Below are 22,608 nucleotides of genomic sequence, written 5' to 3'. Positions count from 1 at the left end.
CTTTAACTGATGATTTAAAATAGAAAGACCAGGCAGCAGCCAACAGCGAGGAATGGTACAAAAGGCAAAGACAACGCCGCCGTTTTCCTTCGCATCCTGCAGAACAATGCCGCCGGAATACACAAAATGCAGGCGGTCAGCAACATACCCATCGTCCCATAGGGACCGAGAGCACAGCCAATCAGGCCGGCCAACTTGATGTCGCCGCCTCCAACACCACAACCGCCTTTGGTGAGCATCGCCGCGCACAGAAGGATGCCGAAGCCCACCAGCGCCCCCAGAAGGGACCATATGATTTGGCCTGCTGCAACCGCCATGCTCCAAGATCCGCCATCCCATGCCGCCAATATGGGGGCGGCCAGAAAAACAGGTGCAGAAAAGGCGAGTGCCTTGTTCGGCACCCGCCTCTTGTACAGGTCATAGATTGCAAAAGCGGTAATGATGGCAACCAGAACGGCGCCATAGGCTGCCAGCAGCGGGTTATTCCCGATTTGTGTACCAGTCATCAAACAAACTCTTGTCAATCGCCACATAGTCGTTCAGATTGACCGACAGCATCCCATCTGGCGTCCAGGTGTCCCAAACTTGCGTGTAAACCGTGTATTTTGTTTTGTCTGGGAACCACACCGGAGTGAAATGCACCCTGCGGTTATAGGTGGAAAACTCATTTTCACGGAAATTGAATACCGCATTCATCCCGCCTGAAGTCCGCTCCAGCAACCGCAGGTATGTCTGGTATTGGAACTCCGGAAATACGGACAGGGCGGTCTGGGTATAAGTGTAATGGCTGGAGGGGGAGTTCGTAGTCAATCTCGTCGTTACATCTACTTTTACGCCATAGCCCGATTTCATACTTTTGCCTTCAGCGGTAGGAACAATATCATCGGGCATCAGTTCCATCGTTCCGGTAATGCTGGCGGAATAGCTGTCATAGGAATATTCCCAATCGCCGTTGTCAACCCAGTGGCCGCCATCCTCGCCATGGTCGCACCAATCCCAATCCGGCACCCAGTAGCAGTCCCACACTCCCCAGTGCGCAGTGGTTTTCTGGGAGTTGGAGGGCAGGCTGGGGACGGAGTAGCTCGGATTGGTATCCGTCGCCAGCGGATCTGGGGGGACTTTCTCTTTTAGATCCACAATATCGGCAATAAATGTGGTTTGGGCTGTGGATCCGCCGCTGACCGATACGGAAATCGTAAGCCGCTGCGGCGTGCTGGGCGTGTGCCATTTTACCCAGACCACTTGGGAATCGCCGGCGGGAATCACGATGTTGTCAACCCGGTAGCGCCGTCCGTCAATGGTAAAGGTTACCGACGCGGGATTATCCGGAGTTCTGCGGCTGCCAGTCGAGAGGGTGATGCTGGTGATTACATCCGTATCTACCCGGTACTGAACATCCGGCGCATCGATACTGGGCGGGTCTGGGACCTCATCAAACCACACAATACCAAGCCCCAGGGCGTTGATAATATCGGTATTGGACTGGCGGCCGCTGGCGCCGCCGGACCAAACTGGGAAGCCAAGATCGCTGTATTCCAGGTAAAGAGCCAGCGGGAGGTTTTGATGCGTCAGAGACGCCATTTTGCTTCGCAGACCGCCGCTTGCCATTTGATCGTACAGAGCAGCTTCAGTCGCAGTCATAGCATAATACTGGCCGTTGTAGGTAAAAAAGACCATTGGTTCAATCAGCAGCTTATACTGGCCGCTGATGAGGTCTTCATAGCCAATCCCGGTGGCCTCCGCTACCATCATACAGGCATACTCGCTGCAAAAGTACCGCTTGATGGCGTCAATATTATTGCGCCCCCCACTGCTTACGATGGTCGGCATTGCCGTTTTAGGCTTGAGGCAGGTATATGCGACGCCGGACTGCAGGGAAAGAGAAGCACCACCACGGTAGCTCAGCTTGCTTACTTTGCCAAAATGGGCAATCGTCCCGGATTGCGTCCGGTTGGAGAAATCCACCGGCCCTGCCGCTGCAGAACCACTCTCGCTGTTCACAACCGTAATCCGAACGCCATCATTGCCCGGATTCCAAAAATTTGTAGAAGTACCTTGCCCCATCGAACCACCGCCGCCGTCGATGTTGGGATTTCCGCCATCCGCAAAAGCCGGAGTCCCCAGCATACCCATCAGCAACAGGCAGCTCAAGAGCAGGCCGCACAGTCTTTTCAGTGAAATCACACTCCTTTGAACATAAAAAGCCGTCACTTCCTGTCATGAAGTGACGGCTTGTATGCCTTCTATTCATTGTTTATAAAAGGTCATGGTATTCGCGTGCGCCATATATGACGCGCATAACGATAACTTCCTTTTGGGCGTCATCAATGAGGTGGAAAAGCAGATAGTTGTCAACCACCAGTTTCCGATACCCCTTTGCGCTCAGGTACGGATCCTCTACCTCGCTGCCCATGCGCGGGAACTGTTTGAGCTGGCCGGCCGCTTTTTCGATTTTGTCCAGCAGCCGTTCCGCCGCAGACTCGTTGCACAGCGTTTCAGAGATGTAGCTGTCAATGCTGTCCAGATCCTCGTATGCCAGAGGGGTGTAACGGATTTTATACAGCTCATTTTCCATGCTTTTCGCGCAGGCGCTTGATCACCTCGTCTCCATCCAGAAGCGGAACGCCATCCTCCAGTTGTTTTTCCGCGGCGCCCAGCTTGCGGTAGACATCCAGAATGCCAAGCTGCTTTTCGTAGGTATCCATGCTCATTACCACAAGATGCCCGCTTCCGTTTTTTGTGATAAAAACAGGCTCGTTTTTTTGATAGCAGAGCTCAGAAATTTTGCCTGTATCACGAAGGTCTGCCATAGGACGAATGGTTGGCATAAGATCACTTCCTTTCATGCCTATAGTATAGCACAAATACTGTGCGATATTCAAGCATGATTATGTCTGAATATTAACCCATATTGCCGACCATTTTATTGGGGTCGCCCTCGTTGTCGATTTCCTGCTGTTGAACAGTCCCGGGCTTTACCCACCCAAACACTGGATCATAAAATTCACCGTTGTTGTTGGTGCTGCCGGGGGCAGGGCCACTGGATGCCGGCGCTTCGGGCTCAGGCGCTGTAACAGACGGGTCGATGTTGGGGGTGTGGTCAGGTTCCGGATCCGCAATCTCTGTCTTGCCTTCCGGTATTTCGGGGGGTTCCGCCTCATCCGGGGATTTGGGCGCTGTGAAATCAACAACGACCTCATCTTCGGTTTCTTCCACGACTTTGGGGTATGCTTCGTCCGGCTGGTTTTCCGCACCACCGGGAGTGTTCCAGCTTTCCGCGCCGTTGCCGGAGGAAGAATTGTCTTTCCACTCATCGGTGGTCTGGCTCTCCTGCGGGTCAGGGGTGAACTCGCTGGGTTTATCCCGTCCCCAAATCAGACAGGCGGCAACAATACCGATGCAAAGGACCGCCAGAGCAGAAATGACAAATGGTTTTGACGTAAAAAACTTTTTCATAAAGTGAAGACCTCCTTCTTTCCTTATTTACGCTTTTCGCCAGGCCTTTTTCAACAGCGGCTTCAGAACTTGGTGTTGTGGTAGCCGGTCAAACGGATCTCCTGTGTGATGACAGGGTAGTTGCTGCCAAACATTTTAATAAAAAAGTCAACCTCGCAGGTAAACACATATTCCATGCGATCCCCGTCTATGGAAAACTCCAGATCGGTGTTGCGAATGGTATAGTCATCGGTAGACAGAGAAATTTTGCTTTCCAGCCCATCCAAAACAATGTTCTCCAGCTGGCTCTTATAGCTGCTGCTCTGATAGAGGGTGTTCAAATACTCGCTGAAATTGCTTTCCCGCTGTGACCGGTAGGTGTCTGCGTAGATGGAGGCGCTGAGGTTGTTGAGCTCCATTTTGATGCCATTGCGAATGTTGATGCAGTTGATTTGGACTGAGAAGAAGAGTAGCAGGAAAGTAACCAGCATAATGACTCCGGTAACAAAAAAGCAGGCGAAAACCGGAATGTCCCCACGTTCATTTTTCAGCGGCCGTTTTATACGGCTGATCAGTTCGCGCAATCCATCCACCTCACTTCCAATAGATCTCTGACACACCGGAGCCCCGGGCGACCACACGGATGTTGATGAGATCAAAGTTCCAGAAACCGCCCAATTCGGCTCGTCCAGTGATGGTGATATAGAACGGGGTACCAAGCTGGATGGCCTTCTGCATCCCGGCAGGCCGTGGAGTATGGTAGCTGGTAGAGATTGTGTAATCAATATCGCTGGCTCCGGTTATCTCAGAACACAGGAAGTCGAAAAGTTCATCTGTGTCATCGTTGACGCCTCCAGCCAGCTGGATTTGCTTTACCATCTGGTCGGCTGCATGGTCGAGCTGCTGTTTTGTGCTGATGATGCTGAAAACATTCAAGATGAAAGCCAGCAGGATGACCGCGATGAAGATGAACAGAAGCGTGCTCAGATAATTGGCGTCGCCGGCCTCGGAATGTAAGAGCCTGCGAATACGCTTTTGTAAAATTGAAATCACCGCCTTTACAAAAAAGCGACTGCAAATCGGGGAGGCCGGCAGCCGCTGTCCATAATTTTCACTGTACTGATTATAGCAGATATGGATTTACTTGAACATCGCAAAACCGTGCCAATGTTGTGACAGGCCTGTGCCAATTACAAGTTCTGCTTGATAATGCGGGTAATAATCCCGATTGCTACCCCGCGCTCCTCATCGATCTTTGTCACGGCAAAGCTGACATCATCTTTTTTTCCGGGCATCCGCCGGTCATAGCAGGAGTGCGCGATGGCGTTGACCCCGTTCATCAGGCGGATGTAAACGATGCCTTTATGCACGTCGGTGACAGTGCCGGCGTACTTGCTCTGGATCCGGCATTTCTGCAAGTTGCTGCGGTCCGTTGCCTGAGATACGCTCTTGACATCGGCTCTTACGCCGACATCTTCCAAACCCTCCCGCCAAACGCCGGTAATACGCACCAGAATCTGATCGCCCACAGAGAAACGGTCATGCGCGTCACCGATCCAGTCCCAAGCCAGGTCGCGGGCCATAATGGAGGTCTCTACACCGAATATCTCGACCCGGATGACTTTTTCGGCCACTGCAATTACGCGGCACTGGACGACGCGCCCTTCATAAATGCGGTAGCGCCCGGATGCGTCGGTGTCCAGATAAAAGAGCTGCCGCTTTTTGAGCATGGCCTCTTTACGGCTGGCAACCACGCTGCGGGTCTTGGAGTCGATGCCCTTGACAACAAAATCAATCTCGGCCCCCAGCATATTACCAAGGATCTTGTTCTGACGGCGGACCAAATCGGTATACGCCTCGCCGGAAGGGCTGCGACCCAGACTAATCATCATCTCCTTCAGCGGGATGATAATACGGAAATGTTTATAGTCCGCCACCACCAAGGTTTTGCCGGAGTCCGTCTGCTCAATACCGCTGAGGGTCCCCGTCAGAATTTTATGGGTGCGGTAGGCATTGTGTATCTCATGCCAGATGGTATCCTCGATGCTCTCATGAGTCTCTGCCTCACCCCGGACATCCACAGTGAGGATTGAGTCATCCACCGGAATACGGCGGGACGATGGTCTGGGAGCTGGTTTCGGCTCCAGAACTTCCGGAGGGGCAGCGGGAGGCGGAGATGTTTCCACAGGTACAGCGGGCGCGGTCTTTTTCTTTCGAGTGGCACGCTTGGGCTTGGGCGGATCCGGCTCTGTATCTTCAGCGGCATTGGGGGTATCGGCAGGGGCAGGGGTGTCTTCAGGTGTTTCATCTGCGGGCGGGGCGGATTCCGGCAACGTGTCCGATCCAAGAGTGGTGCCGTCCATCGACGCCAAAATCTCGCTGATGTCTTCCTGTCCAGAAGCACCCGCTGCCGATGCCATATCAGCCTGATCCTCCATTTGCTCTTGGGGTATGGGTTCTAAAACTTCCAACAAATCATTTTTCTTTCTCGGCATAAATGTGTTCCTCCTTATTTAGTTGTCCATGATAGACCGTTTATCGGCCTTACGGACGGTTGATGGCTGCCCGTCTGCTGCCTTGGGCTTGCGCCGCCGGGATGATTTGGGTGTGGTGGGCTCCGCTGATGAGGCAGACGATGCAGAAAACGGATGCGCCTGCTGCTTGCGCCACTCTGGGAGGTGGGCGGAAGCTTTGCAGGGTTGAAGGTATTTGGACTCCGGGTGCAGGCTGTAATCATATTTATCGACTTGCAGTACTTTCTGCCCACGGATGATGACGAGAGCCTTATCAATGGGCATACGCAGCACCTCATCCATCGTCAACAGCTTCCGCTTGCCGACGCCGCTGGTTTCACGGTATTCCGGGGTGTAGTCGGAGATCCGCCAGGTCCCCAGCTGCTTGGCCTTGCTGGAAACGTGGACGGAAACCTCGCCGGTACGGTCGCTTAAAAACTTGGCGGTGAGCTCATCGGTACAGCCCAAGGCCAAAGAAAAGTCGCAGCATCCCAAAATTTCTTGCCATTGGTTGTCCGGATACCGGTTTTGAAGGCCCGCGAGGTTTTGAAACACGCAGGACATACTGATATTTCTCGAACGGATTACTGAAATTTTTCGGGACAGGTCATTGATGATGCCGCACGCGGTCAGCTCTTCTCCAAGGACATGGACTGGGACCGGCAGCTTGCCATTTTCAAAATTTTTATCCGCATAGCGCACCAGCTTGATGAAAACAAAAGACAAAAACAGCGATGAGAGAAAATCCAGCGCCGAATCCTGATCGCTCACCACGAGGAAGTATGCGCAGGGTTTCTGCCCCAGCAGCTCCAGATCGATCTCATCATGTCCGGTGATTTCCCGTATCATCTGGTTTTGGAACACCTGCAGCCGGGAACCCAGCCCGATGATGACCCCGGTTCGGACGGTATCAGACGCCTGCTTAAAAAGGGCGAAGGGCGCTTTGGCAGGGTGGGTCGCCGGAATCAGGTCAAACAAATGGTTCAGCTCTGTTTCCGAGTTGAGCGTTAAAAGCTGGTACACTTGGCCGATGTTTTTATTTTCAGGCGGATATCCCTGCTCCACATAGAGGACCAATGCCTTGAGTAGATTCATTTCGGCAGCGTCCCAAAAATGATCCCCATGTTCATTTCCGGTGTTTTTAATCACCACATCGCAGAAAAGCTGCGCCATCAATTCATTCCCCTCGATCTCAGCCAGACAATTCCATGAGTCGGAGTTCTCCGGCAAAACGAGGTTGAATACCTTGACGACATAGCCCTTGCTGCGCAGGTACTCGCTTGTCTTTTCATAAAGCTCGGATTTCGGATCGCTGCACACCAGAGATTCGCCGCGGGCTGCGCTCTGCAGGATCCGGTTGATGCAGTAGGCCCGGGTCTTCTTGCTTCCGCTGGCCCCGTACACTGCGATATTACTGTTAAATGGCGTATCTTCCGGGATGCACACCACCTGCTTGTCCAGCATCCCAAGGATTGTTCCCTTGTGACGGCGGATATCCGGCACCAGATCGAGTACGCCGGCCATCTCCTTGCGGCTCATGAACCCCGCTGTACCATAGGTGCCTTTGCGGGAGTAGATGAGATTTCGCTCCCGGTCGTACTCGCCATTGTCACTGAAACCCATTTTCATCACCAGTGCGATCAGCAACAACAGCAGGCCGGCGCAGATAAAAATGCCGAACACGCCATACGGCGGGGTAAATACTGACTGGATACAGGTAAGAAAAGAGGCGGACGGCATCATGGGCGAGGTGCCGTCTCCCGGATAGCCGCCAGCCTGTTTCCACGCATTGTAGTTGGCGATGAACTGGGCCAAATAGCCGCCGGCATAAAGCAGCGCCAAAAGAACCGGCGGTCCGGCCAGCAGTACCAACAGCATTTTTTTATGCTTGATGGAGGATCCCCCTTTCATATTTTTGCAGATTGATGACTTCAAAGGAAATATTCTTACAGCAGAACTGCCTCAATACCTCCGCTTGAAAGTCAAAACAGATTACGGTTCCTTGCCGGTCCTGAAGCTCCAGCGCCCTGTCAAAGCGCAGGATGCGGGGCAGATCCAGAAGATAAGCAAACAGGACCGGATCGCCCTGGGCGTCGGTGGCGTCATTTTCAATTACACCGCCCGCCTGCCGGGGCATCAGATTCTGCCGCAGAATCCCGTCCAGTTCGGCGGACAGGGCTTCGCTGCAGAGCAGCTTCAGCATGATCTCGCCGGCGTGGTTGTTGGGAATGTAGTAAAAGTGGTCGTAGTTGCCATCAAAAATGAAATAATTGTGGTTGCCGGTGCGCTGTCCCATCAAAATCTGTTTGACGATTTCCATATCTCTTCCCATCAGCAGGGCCTGCACCGCATCCGGGCCGTATTGTGATGGCAGGCGGTGCTGGCAGAGGATAGTCTTCATCAGCGCCTTGGCCCGCATCTCCGATTTATTCTCCCACTTCATTTCGGCGGCACCGCCGGTATTATAGGTCAAGAAGATCCGGTCCGTGGTAAGCAGTACCCCAACGGCGCGGGCGCCGCGAATCTGGGCAAGTTCGGTCCCGACCTCTTTAATCTCTCTGGATGTATAGAAGGCAGGAGCTGGCATATCCAGCGCCTGCGGCGCGGAAGCGCCCTCCGGGAAGAAGACATGAGGCTTTTCATCCCGGAAAATCGCCACATCCGCCCCAATCATGGTGACGATGCTCTCTGCAATTCTGTGTAGGCGCAGGCGGCGGGTCACCTCGCTCTTGGGGTGGTTGGTTTCGCTGCTGCCGGTAAGAAAAAAGGAAAACCGTGCGGGCTGGTCTGCCAAAAGCAGCTCCTTGGCTTTGAGGGTCAGCCGATAGCCTCGGTGACCGTTTTTGTAGTAGGTGCGCAACAGGCCCGCCTTTTTGAGCGACTTGACAACGCTCTCAAAGTAGGTGGGACTGCCGAGCCTGTCGGCTTGACCGGCTGGGAACTCGCCGGAGAGTGCGGTAAGGGTCAGCAGCAGATACGGCTTGGTTGAGCGTTTGGGCAATGTGCGGCTGGTGGGATTCAAGAAATCACCCCCTTGTGCGGGAAACTACCGAGGCTGCATATAACCCGGGTATTTTTAGGTAGCTGCCGGGGCTGCGAAAGCCGCGCCGTCCGGCAGTTTCGGGCCTCTGGTGGGCTGTCCCGATTTTTGGGCCGTAAAACCGCTAAAAATCGGATATGGATTTCATGTGGTCTTGGCGCTTGGAAAGCCATTCTGAAAAGGACTTTTGATCCATAACCGAAATACAGGTACAGTCTTGTTCCCCCAGTTCCGTCGTGTTGTAGGCGTCGCACAAAAGGCCGGAGTCATCTGCCATGATAAAGGTGGAGATGACATCCAAAAGTTGCTTGAGTTCCAGATTGTCATAATCCCGCACCCGTCTGGCTGGGAGTTCCCGGCTGTAAATATGAGAAAAGCAGACAACACAATGGCTGAACTTGGGCATGGGATGGTGGTCGGCGTAGTTGTTGAGCGCAAAGTACACCGGATCAATCAAAAACTCTGTGCTCTGCCGCTGTTTTCTTTTGGGCAGCAGGGACGGGAGCATTACCTCCAAAACGCCGCTTTCATAACGAATCTCAATGCCGTGCATGACACTGGCCGATTGCAGATACTCCGCCTTTTTTACAGTTGTTGTTGCATATATCAAATGCCGCAGACGGCAGGCAATACTTTCACTGCGGAGGGCCGCGTCGGTGGAAAGAACTTCGTAGTTGTCAGGATAACGCTGGATGTCTGTTGTGTTCATCGCATACAGAGCGCTTTGAAGACGGCTGATATCACCTAAAATGGAGGTGATGCGCTGAGAAATAACTTGTCTGTCCATTTAACACCTCAATTCGCTTCTTTTTGAAAATAAGTCACGCTTCCGGCGGGGGAAACCGTGCAGTACCCGCTGCAGCCCGGGATATGGATGCGCGGGATCTGCTCAGGCATATCCACAAGGACAATGCGGCGGGGCGGCTGTTCCTCCTTCTGTACCCAAAGCTGATTGATAAGGGCTTCCTGATTCAGCGGAACATAGATGACCTCGTACACCTCGCCGCCGGCAAAAAACAGCAGCTTGGCCGGGTAATCGCTGACGGAGTGAAACTCCACTTCCTCAATGAAATCGATCAAAACCCAGACCGCAGCCATCATGCCGGCATCCTGTTTCATCTCGGCATCGGCATGGTAACAATCGTTGGTGCTGTCATAAAAAATACGGCCTTGCCGGACCAGATGGTTGAGCAGCGCCGCGATTTTTTCTTTTTTTCCGGGGTACAGCGCAAGCAGCTGCGGCTTGGTAAGCGCTCGGTACATTGTTACATCCCGCAGCAGGCGGGCTGCTTCCTGCCCGTAAATTTGATCCCTTGTTTTCACGGTTCTGTTCCTTTCTAATGCGTATTAAGTCCGTATTATCGCGGTATACATTATGAATGCGTATTAGCGCCGTATTAAGCCGGCGGTGCATCGTCCTCTTTTTGCTGGGCGCGGCGGATCAGTTCCTGCAGTTCACGGCGGTCTGTGGTAATGAGGTCCTTTTCAAGCTGGCTGCAGCGGAACTCCACGGTGACATTGTTGTTATTGGTATTGATGAGGCCGGAGCCGCGTTCAAAATGGGTAATCTCCATGACCTCAGCTTCCGAGAGGTGCATGACCGACTGGACACGCTGCGCCTCCTCATCTTCCAGGTTGAGAACGATTTTTGTTTTGCTGTTATTGATGATGCCTTTCCCAAAACGACCTTCATCAAGGGAGAAGAAGTCGTTGAGGTCCTGAGTCGCGCAGATGGCGCTGCCGCCGTATCCACGGATGGTCTTGAACAATTCCAGGACATATTCGGCGGCGAGGTGGGATCCAGTGGTGCCAGCGCCGTTGATACCGCCGGCGCCGCCGATGAGCTGCCAGCATTCGTCGATGAAAATCGCCTTCTCCTGGGTCCGGTTCTCTTTGGCCTTGTCCCAGATGAAATCCAAAACGATGAACATGCCTACCGTGAGCAGATCCCCGGAAAGCTCGGAAATGTCGAGTACCGTGTATTTGTTTTCCAGAGATACATTGGTCTGTTGGTTAAAGGTGGAGGCGGAGCCGTTGACCATCCGGTTTAGGATGTTTGCAAGGCGCTTGGTCTCGGCAGACTGCTTCAGCACTTCATACAGATCCCCCAGAACAGGCATCTCCCGATAACAGCCGGGATCAGCATAGTTTTCCGGATCCTCCAACGAACTGTTGTCGTGGGTGATTCCTTTGAGCGCATAGGTTTTGATCAGCGCTTCATCGAGGAGCTGTTTTTCCTCATGGCTCATGTCTGGTATCAGCAGTGCAAAAAAGATATGTAGCTTTTGGATTTTTGCAGCCAGTTCCGAACGCTCAATGCTCGGCCCGTCCAACAGGTCATCCACAGACTTGTCCACTCGGCGGATCTCCATCACATTGATGCAGTTTTTGGATGCCGGGGATATCTGAATGAACTCACCGCCGATATTGGTGCAGGCCCGGTGCATTTCGTGGCCCTTGAGGGGGGCCAGGATAAACACCTGGATACCTTTGCGGCGCATCCGAAGGGCCATGAGTTGAAGCGTGAAGGTCTTTCCTGCGCCGCTGGTTCCCAGAATCGCCATGTTGCTGTTTTTGTAGATCTGGGAATTGAAGATGTCGATGATGACAAGAGAGTTGTTGAATTTATTGGTGCCGAACAAAATGCCATTGTCATCACAGAGCTCATAAGAGGTAAAGGGATAGCAGCTTGCCGCACCCAGCGTCAGGACATTCCGTTTAGAGCGTTCATAGAGCTTTTTCTCTAACACTGCCAGAGGCAATGCCGATAAAAAAGCCTGCTCTTCACGGAAAGAACAGGTGACAACATCCATATCCTGTGACAAAAGCAGTTTTTTCATCTCGGCCTGGCGCCATTCCAGCTCTTCCACACTGCTGGCAGTAATGGTAAGCAGGAGGTTCAGATAATAGAAATCCTCGTTGTTGCTCAACCCATCCTTCAAAAAATATCCGCTGCGAATGGCGTCATCCAGATTGTCAAAGTCAGTGTTGGTATCCGAGGTTTCCTTGATTTTGCTTCGGTTGATGCGCAGCTGCTGGCCCAGCTTTTGAATGATGCGCTCCTTGGGCTGCCGGGTAAGAAACATATCCATATCAATCCCTTCGCCTGCATTGACAATGAGACTGAGCCAGCCGGCAGGCACTTGGGATTTGTAACCGGCAGAGGGAATCAACAGATAAGAGTAGTACACCCCGTCGATTTGGATGTAGCGGCCATGGGTAAAATCAATGCTGTCTGGTGCAAAAAATTCACTGACAGGAATACGATCCACATCTTTCCCTGCTGCAACGTATTTTGCTACAACCGCCTGTGCGCGTTCTGCTATGGGAACTACGACGCTCTGGCTGCGGCACAGGAGGTTGTATAACACTTCTACGGCAAACTCGTCTTCATTGTCCGGCGATATGACCTTGTTGCCGCACTGGTGCAGATAGTTTTCCGCTGTACGGGTGGCGGTTTGCAGAGCGGATATGGCTTCGGCCTCCTCATTTCCGCGCCGGGCGCCGGCCCATGGCTCATACTCAAAGATAATGAAAAAGCGCCGGGTAATGGCCTCTTTGGAACCGATCTGCTTTACCAACTTGAGGTAGTCCTCCTGCAGCATCCGGCAGCCCTCGTCTGTTTCTTGTTCCAGTTCTGTCTCAACTGTCTTCAGATGACGGTTGATATCCGCCCTTTTTGTCAGCACCTTAAACTGAATTTTGATTGGACCCACCTTGAGATAGGAGATGAAGGAGTAGATGATGCCCTTCTGCTCCCAGGCGCTGCGGAGAAGGAAGTTGATAGGTTCAATCTCGATAATCTTCACAAACCGCCGGTCTTTCGTATAGATGATGCCGTTCTCAATCCGGTCAATGGGCAAATACTCCGCGACCGGATTGAGAAAAGCAGGCGGGTCGGGTGTTTTTTCAATTTGCCTGTGCCGCTGCGGTTTGGCCTTTTCTTTTCGGGTACGGGGCAGCCGATCCCGCATTGACTGCCGGCGGGCGTAGCGGCCCACTTCACTGAACTCAGCGGGAAAGTCTGCTTCTGCTCTCCGCTGCTTGGCGGCCGGTTTGACCTTATGGCGGGCAGCTTTAGCCGCTTTCTTGTGCCGGCCCGGTTTTTCCTGCTTGATTTCCTCAGACACAGAGCCGATTACCCTGCGCTTTTTCAAATAACAGAGAAAAATGTACGCAAAGGAGGTCAGCGATTCGCCCGACACACCAATCAATGCCAACAGCGCCAGCGGCAACGCGGTCAGGCACAGAATGATGATTTTTACGGTAAGGGACAGGCCAAGAGAAAATACCGGTACGCCCACCAGCAGCAGGACTGCCCCTGCTTCGATAGCGTTTCTCGCCTTGAACATCCCGCCGAAAAAGGTGCCGCTGTCAATGAAATTCGGCGGGATGATATAGGTATCATGTTCGTTTTTGTTATTCATAGGTAGCCTCTTTTCCGGTGGGCTTCACCCGATAATCCAGAAAGGACCTCCGGCTGCCGCCCGTTTACTTGCTTCATCAACAATGATAGAGAGATCCCATTCCTGCTGGCTGCGCTTATAGCTTGCCGGATCTGCCACAAGGATCTTTCCGTCTTTTACACCGCGCAGCACAATGAAATGGCCGCTGCTGGTAAAATGGCCGGGCCCCATGATCGCCACAACCAGCTTGCCATCGGAAAGCGCGTCTGCGATGCGCTGCGGCTCAGAAGCAGTACAGCCCTCTACCGGCAGCTTCCACGCTTCGGCGGCGCCGGGTATCAGCGCATGGTAGGAACCGCTGCCTTTGCACCAGTAGCCGTTCTCATAGGCCCATTGCGCCATAGCGACCGGATCTACGATTTTATCGGTCAATGAAGACACCACAATGGACATTGCGGTTGGACCGCAGCCATAGCCGCCGATATTATCCGTACCATAGGGTTCGTTCGCATACTGCTCATCCAGCTGATTGAAGTAGACGACCTCGGTTTGTCCGTCGGTAAAGCGGACATCGCCCAGCGCCACAATCGTTTTGTACTCATCCGGCAGAAGCCCTTGGAACATACCATCGCCTAAAAACAGGCTCAAGTTCTGTGCATAGTCACCGGCAAGGGATTTTTGCTCATCACTCAGATGAAAAATGTTGTCGGCAAAGTAGGACTCGCCGTTATAGATTATTTTGTAGATAAACCACTGTTCTGTAACTGTTTTCTCTTCACCGGTTTCCTCATCGGTGATTGTAGATGTCCTCGTTTCTTCGGTTCGGGTGTAAGAGTAAAGCTGTGATTTTGCATCCCGCAGAACGCGCTCCATATCCGAAAGCGAAATATTTTCAAAGTCCTGATCCCTGGCCGCACAATACTGTGAGATAAAGAGGTTGACATTATAGACTGGAGCCGCTTCGTAGGGATTGATGACTTCCATACCGTCGCCGTCGGTGGTGGCAAAATCGTCCTCAATGCGGGCATAGACATCCTCCAGACCTTCAGACAGCACCCCGTTGACACAAAATGAAATTTCCTGAGCAGTTTCCGCTATGTAGGCGCTGTCATTCAAAATCGGGGAAGTGGGGTCATCCGGGGTAAAAGCGTTAATCAGGCCGCCAAAAATCAAGCCCGGCAGCATGAGGATAAACAGGACGGGCAGCAGCAATAAGGCCAAAATGGCACAGAGAATCTTCCCAAGGTGCTTCCTGCTCGCCCAAAGCGCCCCGGCAGCCGCGCCGTAAGGTCCGGCCGCTGCTCCTTTGGCGGCGCCGGCAATCGCCTTCCCGGTCTTGGCAGCACCACGGATGGTATTAGCCGCCGAAGCCCCTCGCTCAAGGCTCTCAGACAAACTACTTCTGTTTTCATCGGCCATCAGATTTTATCCTTTCTGCGGGGTGGATCAGGCAACCGCTTGGTAATCGCCTCATTGTAGGCAATCGAGCCATCCGGGGCCATATAGGGAGTTTTTTCAACGGTATCAACAGCATACTGCTTGTACCACTGGGAACCGTCTACGGCGGTGACTGTGGTATAATCCCCCTTTGGTGCGGTGTACTGCTCTGTGCTATACATTCCAAAGGCGATGCCGTTGGGGTAATCAGTTGTCGTTTCTGTCCCCATGATGCGGCCGCCGCCGATCTCTACACCAGAGTAATGCGGAATGTCCTCGCCGTCCATACCGGCATAACCCATGTAGGAGAGCAGGGCAGCTTCTGCATTGGCACCCGTCATGCTCCCCATCGTGCTGATACTACCCCTTGCCACTGAGCCGATAACGCGGTTGGCAAAATCGCCGCCTTTACTGACCGACGAAGCAAAGCGCATCCCACCCAGACCGCCGCCGGAAACACCAGTTGCATTTTTGACGGCGCCGCTGGTAAAGTGACGGCTGACAACTCCGGCCAAACCGCCTGACATGAAACCGGCAGCGACCGCTGTGCCGGTGCTTTTACCGCCTGATGGGGTATGGCCGCCACTCCGGAAACCGCTGACCGCTCCTTTGACCGCACCGAGGCTTTTGGCCGCAATAATGGCTTCAGCCATCATGGAGCCGCCGGTGTGACCGACATTGATCCCCAGACTGCTCATAAAGCTGTCGATTTTTTGGGATACTTTGAGAAATGCAATGGCGCACAGAAACCAGATAAACAGATTTCCAGTAACTGCCTCTCGTCCTGCACTATCCACCTGCGTCTGAACCTCGCTCTCTGTTATGGCAAAAGCCGGCGTAGCAAACAGGCAGACGAAGATGACCGACAGGACAAGCAGCATGAGAAGTTTTCGATGCTTTTTCATGGAATCGGCCTCCTTTACAAAGATAATGGATTGGAAATAAACGCGCCTACCATACTTACAAATAGCCGCAGACACCATGCGTTCATTAGAAGAAGAAAAACCTGTCCTCCGAACATCCTGCACCATGACTTGAAGATGTTGGAGGTGGTCTGGGAAGATCCCATTGCAAAGGCGACCGGCGCCGTATAGACCAGTACACCCAGTAAAACATACCGTTCCGCCGCCTCAAACAACAGTTTGATATAGTTCCATGCCAAAATGAGCAGCAGGATCAATGCAATAATTGCAACAGAGCCGCTGGCGCATACACCCAGGATGGTAATGACTACTGAATTGAAGTCCGCAAAATTAAGAGGCGGAAGCTCCGAGGTTATAATCCACTGATAGGGCGTACCGCCTATCGTCATAATCATTGCTACAATTTCATCGGCAAACAGTACCAGCATAAGGAACAGAACCGAACGGATGGAAAGTTTCAGAGGATCTTCGGCCTCCAGCCCGATGCCCAGTCCATAATTTTTGAAAAGCTGCCACACCCAGTTGAGCAGGATAAGGCCGACTCCCAGAGCCACGAAGACCTGGTACATGGTCTCTGCTGCGGGGAAATAGCGGAGAAACACCGACATATCGCAGCCCAAGGCGCCCAAGACAGATGTGGTAATCAAATCAAGGCCATTCATCACCTGTTCTGCGATCCAAGCTACAATTCCATCTAAAATACCCACATCATCACTCCTTCCGTCAGCGGGCTATAAATCAGGTCATGATGCGACCCACTTGCCACCCTCAAAGAAGGGGACGACATACGACATGATGAAACCCAGGCTGTTCAGAATTGCCCAAGTTATAATAATTCTCTTGAGCCAGGCCCGGCTCTCGTCTACAGTGCGGCCGCTGCGGGAAAAGTTCATGAGCAACAGCGCAACTGAAGCGGTCACAATGGCTGCGATGGTGGAAATGAGCAGGATCTGGTTGTAGACATCCTGCATAATCTCAGACGCCTTGCTCCAGATCGTATCGGCTGCAAAAGCCGGTTGGACAAAGACCATCGAAAGGGTCATTACCAAAAACAGGGTGTAGAGGAGCCGGCCCCAGGCGGGTGAAACCGATTTGTGAGAAAATTGCCTCAGCTTTTTCAATGCGAAATACCTCCTAATTTTGATTTGCAGGCGGAAAAGGAAACGGCGTCCAAATCTATCGGACGCCGTTTAAGCAGCAAAAAAGCACCCCCGAATGAAGGTGCATCCTACTGTCCTTTTCGATTTTTGCACAATATTGAGCATATCCATTGTAGCACATCATGATTTACGGCGAAATAGCAAAGCTCTGCCGATTTAGTGCCATTCACATGCCAATTTCTTTGTCTGGGTAAAATTGTTCCAAAATCTTGAAACTATCTGCGGAGGTATACCCCCAAAGGATTGAACTGAAGGCGTCAATGGCCTCTTTTCGGCGGCGGTAGTAGGTACGATAGCTGATATCCCGAATGTGGGGGCGCAGTTTCTCAATGATTTCTTCCACATTCCGCATCTGCTGCGGGGAAAGAAAAGAGTAATATAAAATCCAGTAATAACTCTCGCCGTTTTTGTGTTTGGCACGCAGCAGCTCCAACGCAGCTTCCATCAGTTTGAGCATTTCGTGGCTTCGCTCAATGCAGCGGGCATGGTGCTCGATCTCACTGCCGGACAGATCTGCCCCGGCAAGGTAGATGGACTCCAAAAAATCCTCAATGCTGCTGCCATATTCAATCTGGAATTTACTGCGAACCTGCTGCACCGAAAGCTCCAGCGACCAGACCACATCACGGTATTTTCTCAGCAGCTTCCATGTGTCGTGGTACAGCGGGTTTTGAGTGACATCATATTCCTGGTTCTTCTTTTTCATCGTTTTGATCCTCCTGTATGTTGAGAAATGAGCATCAAATTAAGCTCAAAGTGGAAAAGCTCGGTATCTTTACATGAAACGCAGAGAAAAAGTCGCTGACTTGAGGCAGTACCCCTCAATACACCCTTGCAGTCGTCGGATAATGGATATAACTTATACTGAACTTTGGGACATGAGAAGCAGGAAAAACCCTGTGCTGTAAGGATTTCCCCCACTTTTTGAGCGATAATTTCCACTGCGGATTTTGAAACGCGAAAAGCCGTTTTTGAACCGCTGTTCTGCTCCGCGCCGGCATCGTCTGGCTGCTCTTCCGGCAAGGTGATTTTGATATTAAGAGACATGGCGACCTCTTCTTTGTCTATCATCACATCCGATATCTGGAACATGGTGGAGAGATAGTTTTGCAGATAAATAACGCTGCCCCGATTCCCCGGGAAGGCAACAAGCGAGATGTAGCCCATTTTCTCCATGCGTTTGAGCATGCGTCCTACAGTAGCCTTTGACAGACCCCATCGGGCAGCAAGCTCAGAATAGGAAATCAATGGGTTGCCGGTGCCGTTACGCATATATACCACCGGTCCTATATCTGAGCCCTGTACCTGCTCATCGTTGTAGATAGTGTTGATCCACAGATCCAGCAGACAGTCCATCTCAGAGCATCGATCTGTGCTGACAACCTCCGTTGCCACCGATATGGGCAGAAAGAAAAATCCGCTGTCTTTCTGGCAGGGCGCATTATAATCTAAAACAGTGTTGTATTTGCGCCAGCCTTTAATCCGAAATTTGACGATGTTCCCCCGGCCCAGCAGGGTATAAGTAATGAGGTGCTGTTTTTGCAGTTCATCCAAAACGGAGATTACCTGCTTTTGAAAGGGAACCCGGAACCAACTGCGCATCTCAGATAAGCAGCAGATCCATTCGCCCGGGTAAATAGTATAGCTAATGCCATCCAACCGCCGGTACGAAGTGCGAAAGTTGGCGTAGCTGGAAAGCACCACAAAATAAAAAAGACCGGAGCCGCCGCTTACGCGAATGCTCCGGTCTTCCATCAGTGCTCGTATAAATTGCCGGTAGATCCGGCATCGTGGGTAATCCACGATTTGTTTGATTTCAAGTTGATATTCTGGCATCGTTGACTCTCCTTATTAGGGGAAATGAGAAAATTTCCCGGTTTATTAGCAGGGGCCGGTGCCATAATAGGCATCGGCCCCAAATCGTGTTAATCCTCATAAAAAGTTGCATTGGCTTTTTTCAAGGGATTTTCTCTCTACACCATTTTTACACCATTTTCGCATGGAGCTATATGGGGCAATATGGTGGTTTATACTTATCAGATTAGCAAAAACCCAGTAGCCATGCGGCTTTGCGAGGTTTTATAGAGAATTAGAGATTTTTGAAATTCAGAACGCAAATTACAATTCCCAACTTCATGGATGTGAACCCCTTCTCTTATCGAAATCGTTTCCGGCGCAAACGCCGGTTGCCGTGGGTATTATTATATCTGTTTTCCCGGCAAAGCGCAACACCCGCCCCCCCATGTGTCAACGGCTTTCCCAGAGATTCCGCACCGCGCAAACGAGCTCCCGCATTTCCTCGCGTTCCAATCCATGCGCCTGCAAGAGGATCCTTCGGACCCTTGGGCCGCCCTCCTCCAGCACCTTCATCCGATGCGAGGCATCCATCGCCCGCACCAGGGATTCCTGGCTTTCGCCCATCATGGTGTCCATGGAGACGCCGTAGAGGTCGGAAATCCGTTTGAACGCCGGGACGGTTGGGGTACTTTTTCCGGTTTCATAGTAGGTATAGCTGGACCGGTCCAGTTCGAGCATATCGGCCAGCTGTTTCTGGGTCAATCCTGCGCGATGCCGCAACATGCGAAGTGCTTCATTTAGATTCATCATAATAAACGCCCCTTATTTTTTGTGAAGAAAAATCACTTCAATAGCACATCTATATAGTTGTATTTTCCTAAACACTATATGTATTAATTTTGGGTCCCTTTCATACTATAATAATAGAGTATCATAAAATGCATTTGGAGGCGAAAAATGGATATTGGCATAAGCTTCAAAAATCTACGCGAAGGCAAAGGCAAGAGCGTTTATGCCTTATCCAAAGAGACGGGTGTATCGGAAAACCATATTCATTCGATCGAGAAGGGGTCCACGCAACCGTCCGTTGCGATTTTGGAAAGGTTGCTCAACGCACTGGGGGTAACATTGCCGGAATTTTTTAACGAAGACCGGGAAGTCCTCTATCCTTCTGCATATGAGCGGGAGTTGATCGCTTCCGTCCGGAAGCTCGACGGGGAACAGGCCCATGTACTCCTGCAACTTGCAAAATGGCTGGAGCTATGACGGTCTAATAACAGAAATTGCACCAAAAATGAGAAAGCAAAAAATTGTATATAGAAACAAAGGCTGTTTCATACGGTACTCGACCGCGTTGATGGACGGACGGGCCTATGAAACGCCTTTTTTATTTTCCGGTTACAGACGCCCGCAGGGGAGGTTCCATTCATCAGCCTTTCATCCCGCACAAACGGCCGGAGCAATTTCCATTTTTGAGCGGACGCTTTGGGGGATTTTAAATAAAGGAGTGGACAGACTACTTTTTGGCACACCTTTTTAGGAGCCCGTTTCCCATGGGCAATTTTTTCTGGCGAAACGTCCTCCTGCGCTATGTTGTTTTCGTTTTATATTTTGAGAGGCAAATATGTAAGAGAAGTTCCGTACATCCATACATGCCTTCTAACCATCTTCGTTTGCTAACTGGTTGAGCCCCTGATGAAAAACCCGGTTCTGTATAGTTCCGATTTTTTTATCTGTGATTAAAATCGACTTAAAACGTGTTGTATAGTCTCTATTTATCTTCATTATACTCAATATATTAGGTATAGTCAATCTATTGAGTATGGTAGGATAGGGTCTAGCAGAGGTGCATTTTATGATCAGCTATGAGCCCTTTTATCAGACCCTGTTTCGAAAAAACATCACGGAATACCAGCTCATTTACAATTTCGGTTTTTCTGCGAACACCCTGCACCGGATGAAACACGGTAGAAACATTACGCTCAAGACGCTGGACACACTCTGCTGTATTTTAGAATGCGATATTGCGGACATCATCGCATACCATCCCGATGAAGCTTAAACAATCTGCAAAGCATCCTTCGCAGGCACACGGACGCGCGGCGTCTTTTCGCGGACCTCCGGTCAGGACGCGGACGCACAGCGTCTTTTCGCGCCTACGGCGGGCACAAAGTGCCTCTCTCGCCTACGGCGTTCCCTAAGAAAGCAAACGGAAAAGAGTTTGCTTTCTGCTCCATAGGGGAAGCCCTACAGAAGCAAGGCAAGAATCTTCATAAAGGCAACCATCGCAGTCCCACCACATGCAAAAAATAGACGAATAAAACACAGAAGGACCCAATCCTGAGGATTCTCAGGATTGGGTCCTTGCTGTTTATTAGGGAAAAGCCTTCCCTCTTATTTCGATGTCTCGTCCACGATTACGCAATCGTAACCGTGCAATGCTTGACCGCGTTCTGGCCCGGCAGGGTAGTGTAAACGCCCGTGCTCTGGCCCGGCGTGCCGATGGCATAGACTCTGTAATAGTAGTCGTTGCCGATCTTCGCCACGAACTGCGTCTTCAGCACATCGCCGTTGCCGACCGTGAAGCTCGGCGTCATGGCGTTGCCGTTGACTACCGTCATCTTGAAGCAGTATGCGCTGCCTCTCTTCAGATTGAAGTTGACCGTCGTGTCGGAAACCACATACGCCTTCTGGCTGGTCACGCCCTGCGCTGCGGATACCACGCCCGCTGCGCCATATGCGTTGCCAGCATTGGCAGACGTGCTGCCCTTGCCGCTGTTGCCCGTGCTCGGCTTCTCCGCCTTGACCAGGTTATTCGCGGCAGCTTCCAGGTTGGTATATGCCTTTGCAACCGCCTGTTCGTCTGCATTTGCATCCGCGGCAACCGTCTTCGCAACGCTCAATGCCGCCTTAAAGGCTGCCACGCTGCGGTCGGTGTAGCCGTCCAGATCCTTCTGCTCCATCTCGGCGATCAGCTTGTTCAGCTCATCCTTGTTCGGGATCTTGCGCAGGGCTGCCATTGCATTGGACAGCTCCACTGCCTTCGCATCCACGTCGGCCTGCTCTGCATTCGCATTCGCGAGCAGTTCTTCCGCCTCTGCCAGCACCGTCTTGAAGGCCGCCATAGCTTCGTCGTCGATGTAGAGGTTCAGGTCAAGGCCGTTCGCCTCGTCCACCGTGTTCTGGAGGATGGACATATCCGCACGCATTTCCAGCTTGTCGATCGCTGCCTGCAAGTTGTCATATGCCTCGTCTACGTCCGCCTTCAGCGGGTTCTCCTCGGCATAGACGTCCTTCGCCGCGTTGAGCGCTTCCTCGAAGCCCTCGGTCGTGCCCGGCTTGAACTGATCCAGCATGTCTTTCAGCTGCTCTGCAATGTTGATCAGCGGCAGCAGGGTTTCCTTATCGCCCGCTTCGAATTCCAAGAGGTGCATCGCATCCAGCAGGTCGCTCCACGCCTCTTTGACTTCCGCTTCGGTCGCGGCTGCATCGTCATAGACTTCCTGTGCCTTTGCCAGGGCATTCTCGAAGAATTCCTTAGCAGACGGCACCAGGCTGTCGATCACGTCCTGCGGCACCGCGTTGGCCTCTTCCAATACGATGCCCAGGATGGTCTTATCCACGTTCGTGAACGTGAAGCGCAGGGTCGCGCTCTCGCCCGGCATCGTGAAGGTGTACGTGCAGCCGTCCGCTGCAAACTCGATGTCCTCGCCGTTGAGCTGCGCTCCGGAGAACGCGCCGTCCGTCGGGGTGAAGGTGAAGGTCAGCTCTTCGCCCGGCATCACCTTTGCGCCATAGATCGCATCTGTGGAGATGATTTCCTCCGCATTGCCCTCGACGCTCATGGATGCGTTGCCGCTCCACTGTACCGTCAGCAGCTGCGGTTCCTTCGGCAGT

The 22,608-nt window shown here is 52.1% G+C and carries 22 protein-coding genes and 1 pseudogene; 2 read left to right on the top strand and 21 right to left on the bottom strand.

Annotated features, from left to right (window positions below; translation table 11 throughout):
- Window positions 1–14: 14 nt before the first annotated feature.
- The 20 genes from B5F54_RS14885 to B5F54_RS14790 all read right to left on the bottom strand — a co-directional run bounded on the left by B5F54_RS14885 (window position 15) and on the right by B5F54_RS14790 (window position 19,521).
- The gene (locus B5F54_RS14885) at window positions 15–506 is read right to left on the bottom strand and encodes a prepilin peptidase (RefSeq protein WP_172749763.1); all 492 of its coding nucleotides are present in this window, start codon (window positions 504–506) and stop codon (window positions 15–17) included.
- On the bottom strand, window positions 481–2,181 hold the full coding sequence (locus B5F54_RS14880; protein ID WP_442856133.1) for a hypothetical protein: 1,701 nt from the start codon (window positions 2,179–2,181) through the stop codon (window positions 481–483). The genes B5F54_RS14885 and B5F54_RS14880 overlap by 26 nt, the downstream gene beginning before the upstream one ends.
- A gap of 73 nt (window positions 2,182–2,254) precedes the next feature.
- A complete protein-coding gene (locus tag B5F54_RS14875; RefSeq protein WP_087235020.1) occupies window positions 2,255–2,575 on the bottom strand; it encodes a type II toxin-antitoxin system RelE/ParE family toxin in 321 nt (106 codons plus the stop codon).
- Window positions 2,565–2,828, bottom strand: a complete 264-nt coding sequence (locus B5F54_RS14870) for a prevent-host-death protein (RefSeq protein WP_087235019.1) — start codon at window positions 2,826–2,828, stop codon at window positions 2,565–2,567. The genes B5F54_RS14875 and B5F54_RS14870 overlap by 11 nt, the downstream gene beginning before the upstream one ends.
- 73 nt (window positions 2,829–2,901) lie before the next feature.
- Window positions 2,902–3,456: a DUF6550 family protein gene (locus B5F54_RS14865; protein ID WP_087235018.1), complete on the bottom strand. Its 555-nt coding sequence runs from the start codon at window positions 3,454–3,456 to the stop codon at window positions 2,902–2,904.
- Window positions 3,457–3,518: 62 nt separating this feature from the next.
- Window positions 3,519–3,926 (bottom strand): hypothetical protein, encoded by a 408-nt coding sequence (locus B5F54_RS14860; RefSeq protein WP_242969719.1) that lies wholly within the window; start codon window positions 3,924–3,926, stop codon window positions 3,519–3,521.
- A gap of 103 nt (window positions 3,927–4,029) precedes the next feature.
- Window positions 4,030–4,488 (bottom strand): DUF4320 family protein, encoded by a 459-nt coding sequence (locus tag B5F54_RS14855; RefSeq protein WP_087235017.1) that lies wholly within the window; start codon window positions 4,486–4,488, stop codon window positions 4,030–4,032.
- Window positions 4,489–4,625: 137 nt separating this feature from the next.
- Window positions 4,626–5,930 (bottom strand): S1 RNA-binding domain-containing protein, encoded by a 1,305-nt coding sequence (locus B5F54_RS14850; protein ID WP_087235016.1) that lies wholly within the window; start codon window positions 5,928–5,930, stop codon window positions 4,626–4,628.
- An 18-nt stretch (window positions 5,931–5,948) separates the two neighbouring features.
- Window positions 5,949–7,826, bottom strand: coding sequence for a VirD4-like conjugal transfer protein, CD1115 family (locus tag B5F54_RS14845; RefSeq protein WP_087235015.1), 1,878 nt, complete (start codon window positions 7,824–7,826; stop codon window positions 5,949–5,951).
- Window positions 7,827–7,830: 4 nt separating this feature from the next.
- On the bottom strand, window positions 7,831–8,970 hold the full coding sequence (locus B5F54_RS14840; RefSeq protein WP_242969718.1) for a hypothetical protein: 1,140 nt from the start codon (window positions 8,968–8,970) through the stop codon (window positions 7,831–7,833).
- A gap of 142 nt (window positions 8,971–9,112) precedes the next feature.
- A complete protein-coding gene (locus B5F54_RS14835) occupies window positions 9,113–9,775 on the bottom strand; it encodes a DUF6100 family protein (protein WP_087235014.1) in 663 nt (220 codons plus the stop codon).
- A gap of 8 nt (window positions 9,776–9,783) precedes the next feature.
- Window positions 9,784–10,311 carry a DUF5697 family protein gene (locus tag B5F54_RS14830; protein ID WP_087235013.1) on the bottom strand — a complete coding sequence of 176 codons (528 nt, stop codon included), beginning with the start codon at window positions 10,309–10,311 and terminating at the stop codon, window positions 9,784–9,786.
- 74 nt (window positions 10,312–10,385) lie between these two features.
- Complete coding sequence (locus B5F54_RS14825; RefSeq protein WP_087235012.1) at window positions 10,386–13,415, bottom strand: VirB4 family type IV secretion system protein; 3,030 nt, start codon at window positions 13,413–13,415, stop codon at window positions 10,386–10,388.
- Window positions 13,416–13,439: 24 nt separating this feature from the next.
- Entirely contained in the window at window positions 13,440–14,813 is a 1,374-nt protein-coding gene (locus tag B5F54_RS14820) for a C39 family peptidase (protein ID WP_087235011.1), read from the bottom strand.
- Window positions 14,813–15,736: a hypothetical protein gene (locus B5F54_RS14815; RefSeq protein WP_087235010.1), complete on the bottom strand. Its 924-nt coding sequence runs from the start codon at window positions 15,734–15,736 to the stop codon at window positions 14,813–14,815. Before B5F54_RS14815 ends, B5F54_RS14820 begins: the two co-directional genes overlap by 1 nt.
- A 14-nt stretch (window positions 15,737–15,750) precedes the next feature.
- Window positions 15,751–16,461: a hypothetical protein gene (locus B5F54_RS14810; protein WP_087235009.1), complete on the bottom strand. Its 711-nt coding sequence runs from the start codon at window positions 16,459–16,461 to the stop codon at window positions 15,751–15,753.
- 36 nt (window positions 16,462–16,497) lie between these two features.
- The gene (locus B5F54_RS14805) at window positions 16,498–16,875 is read right to left on the bottom strand and encodes a fimbrial protein (protein ID WP_087235008.1); all 378 of its coding nucleotides are present in this window, start codon (window positions 16,873–16,875) and stop codon (window positions 16,498–16,500) included.
- Between the two features lie 205 nt (window positions 16,876–17,080).
- A complete protein-coding gene (locus B5F54_RS14800; RefSeq protein WP_087235007.1) occupies window positions 17,081–17,620 on the bottom strand; it encodes a hypothetical protein in 540 nt (179 codons plus the stop codon).
- The gene (locus B5F54_RS14795; RefSeq protein ID WP_087235006.1) at window positions 17,617–18,750 is read right to left on the bottom strand and encodes a winged helix-turn-helix transcriptional regulator; all 1,134 of its coding nucleotides are present in this window, start codon (window positions 18,748–18,750) and stop codon (window positions 17,617–17,619) included. The genes B5F54_RS14800 and B5F54_RS14795 overlap by 4 nt, the downstream gene beginning before the upstream one ends.
- A gap of 411 nt (window positions 18,751–19,161) precedes the next feature.
- Window positions 19,162–19,521 (bottom strand): helix-turn-helix domain-containing protein, encoded by a 360-nt coding sequence (locus B5F54_RS14790; protein WP_087235005.1) that lies wholly within the window; start codon window positions 19,519–19,521, stop codon window positions 19,162–19,164.
- Window positions 19,522–19,668: 147 nt separating this feature from the next.
- Here B5F54_RS14790 and B5F54_RS14785 point away from each other — a divergent pair, with 147 nt between their 5' ends.
- Together B5F54_RS14785 and B5F54_RS14780 are read left to right on the top strand one after the other, a co-directional pair.
- Complete coding sequence (locus B5F54_RS14785; protein ID WP_087235004.1) at window positions 19,669–19,977, top strand: helix-turn-helix domain-containing protein; 309 nt, start codon at window positions 19,669–19,671, stop codon at window positions 19,975–19,977.
- A 589-nt stretch (window positions 19,978–20,566) separates the two neighbouring features.
- On the top strand, window positions 20,567–20,773 hold the full coding sequence (locus B5F54_RS14780; protein WP_087235003.1) for a helix-turn-helix domain-containing protein: 207 nt from the start codon (window positions 20,567–20,569) through the stop codon (window positions 20,771–20,773).
- Window positions 20,774–21,128: 355 nt separating this feature from the next.
- On the opposite strand, the pseudogene B5F54_RS17755 reads toward B5F54_RS14780, so the two are convergent.
- Window positions 21,129–22,608, bottom strand: a pseudogene (locus B5F54_RS17755) (FIVAR domain-containing protein); the annotation flags it as partial.

The organism is Anaeromassilibacillus sp. An250 (genome assembly GCF_002159845.1).
GTDB classification, from domain to species: Bacteria; Bacillota; Clostridia; order Oscillospirales; family Acutalibacteraceae; genus Anaeromassilibacillus; species Anaeromassilibacillus stercoravium.
The sequence above is the reverse complement of the archived record's forward strand: the minus strand, read 5'-3'. Positions and strand labels throughout refer to the sequence as shown.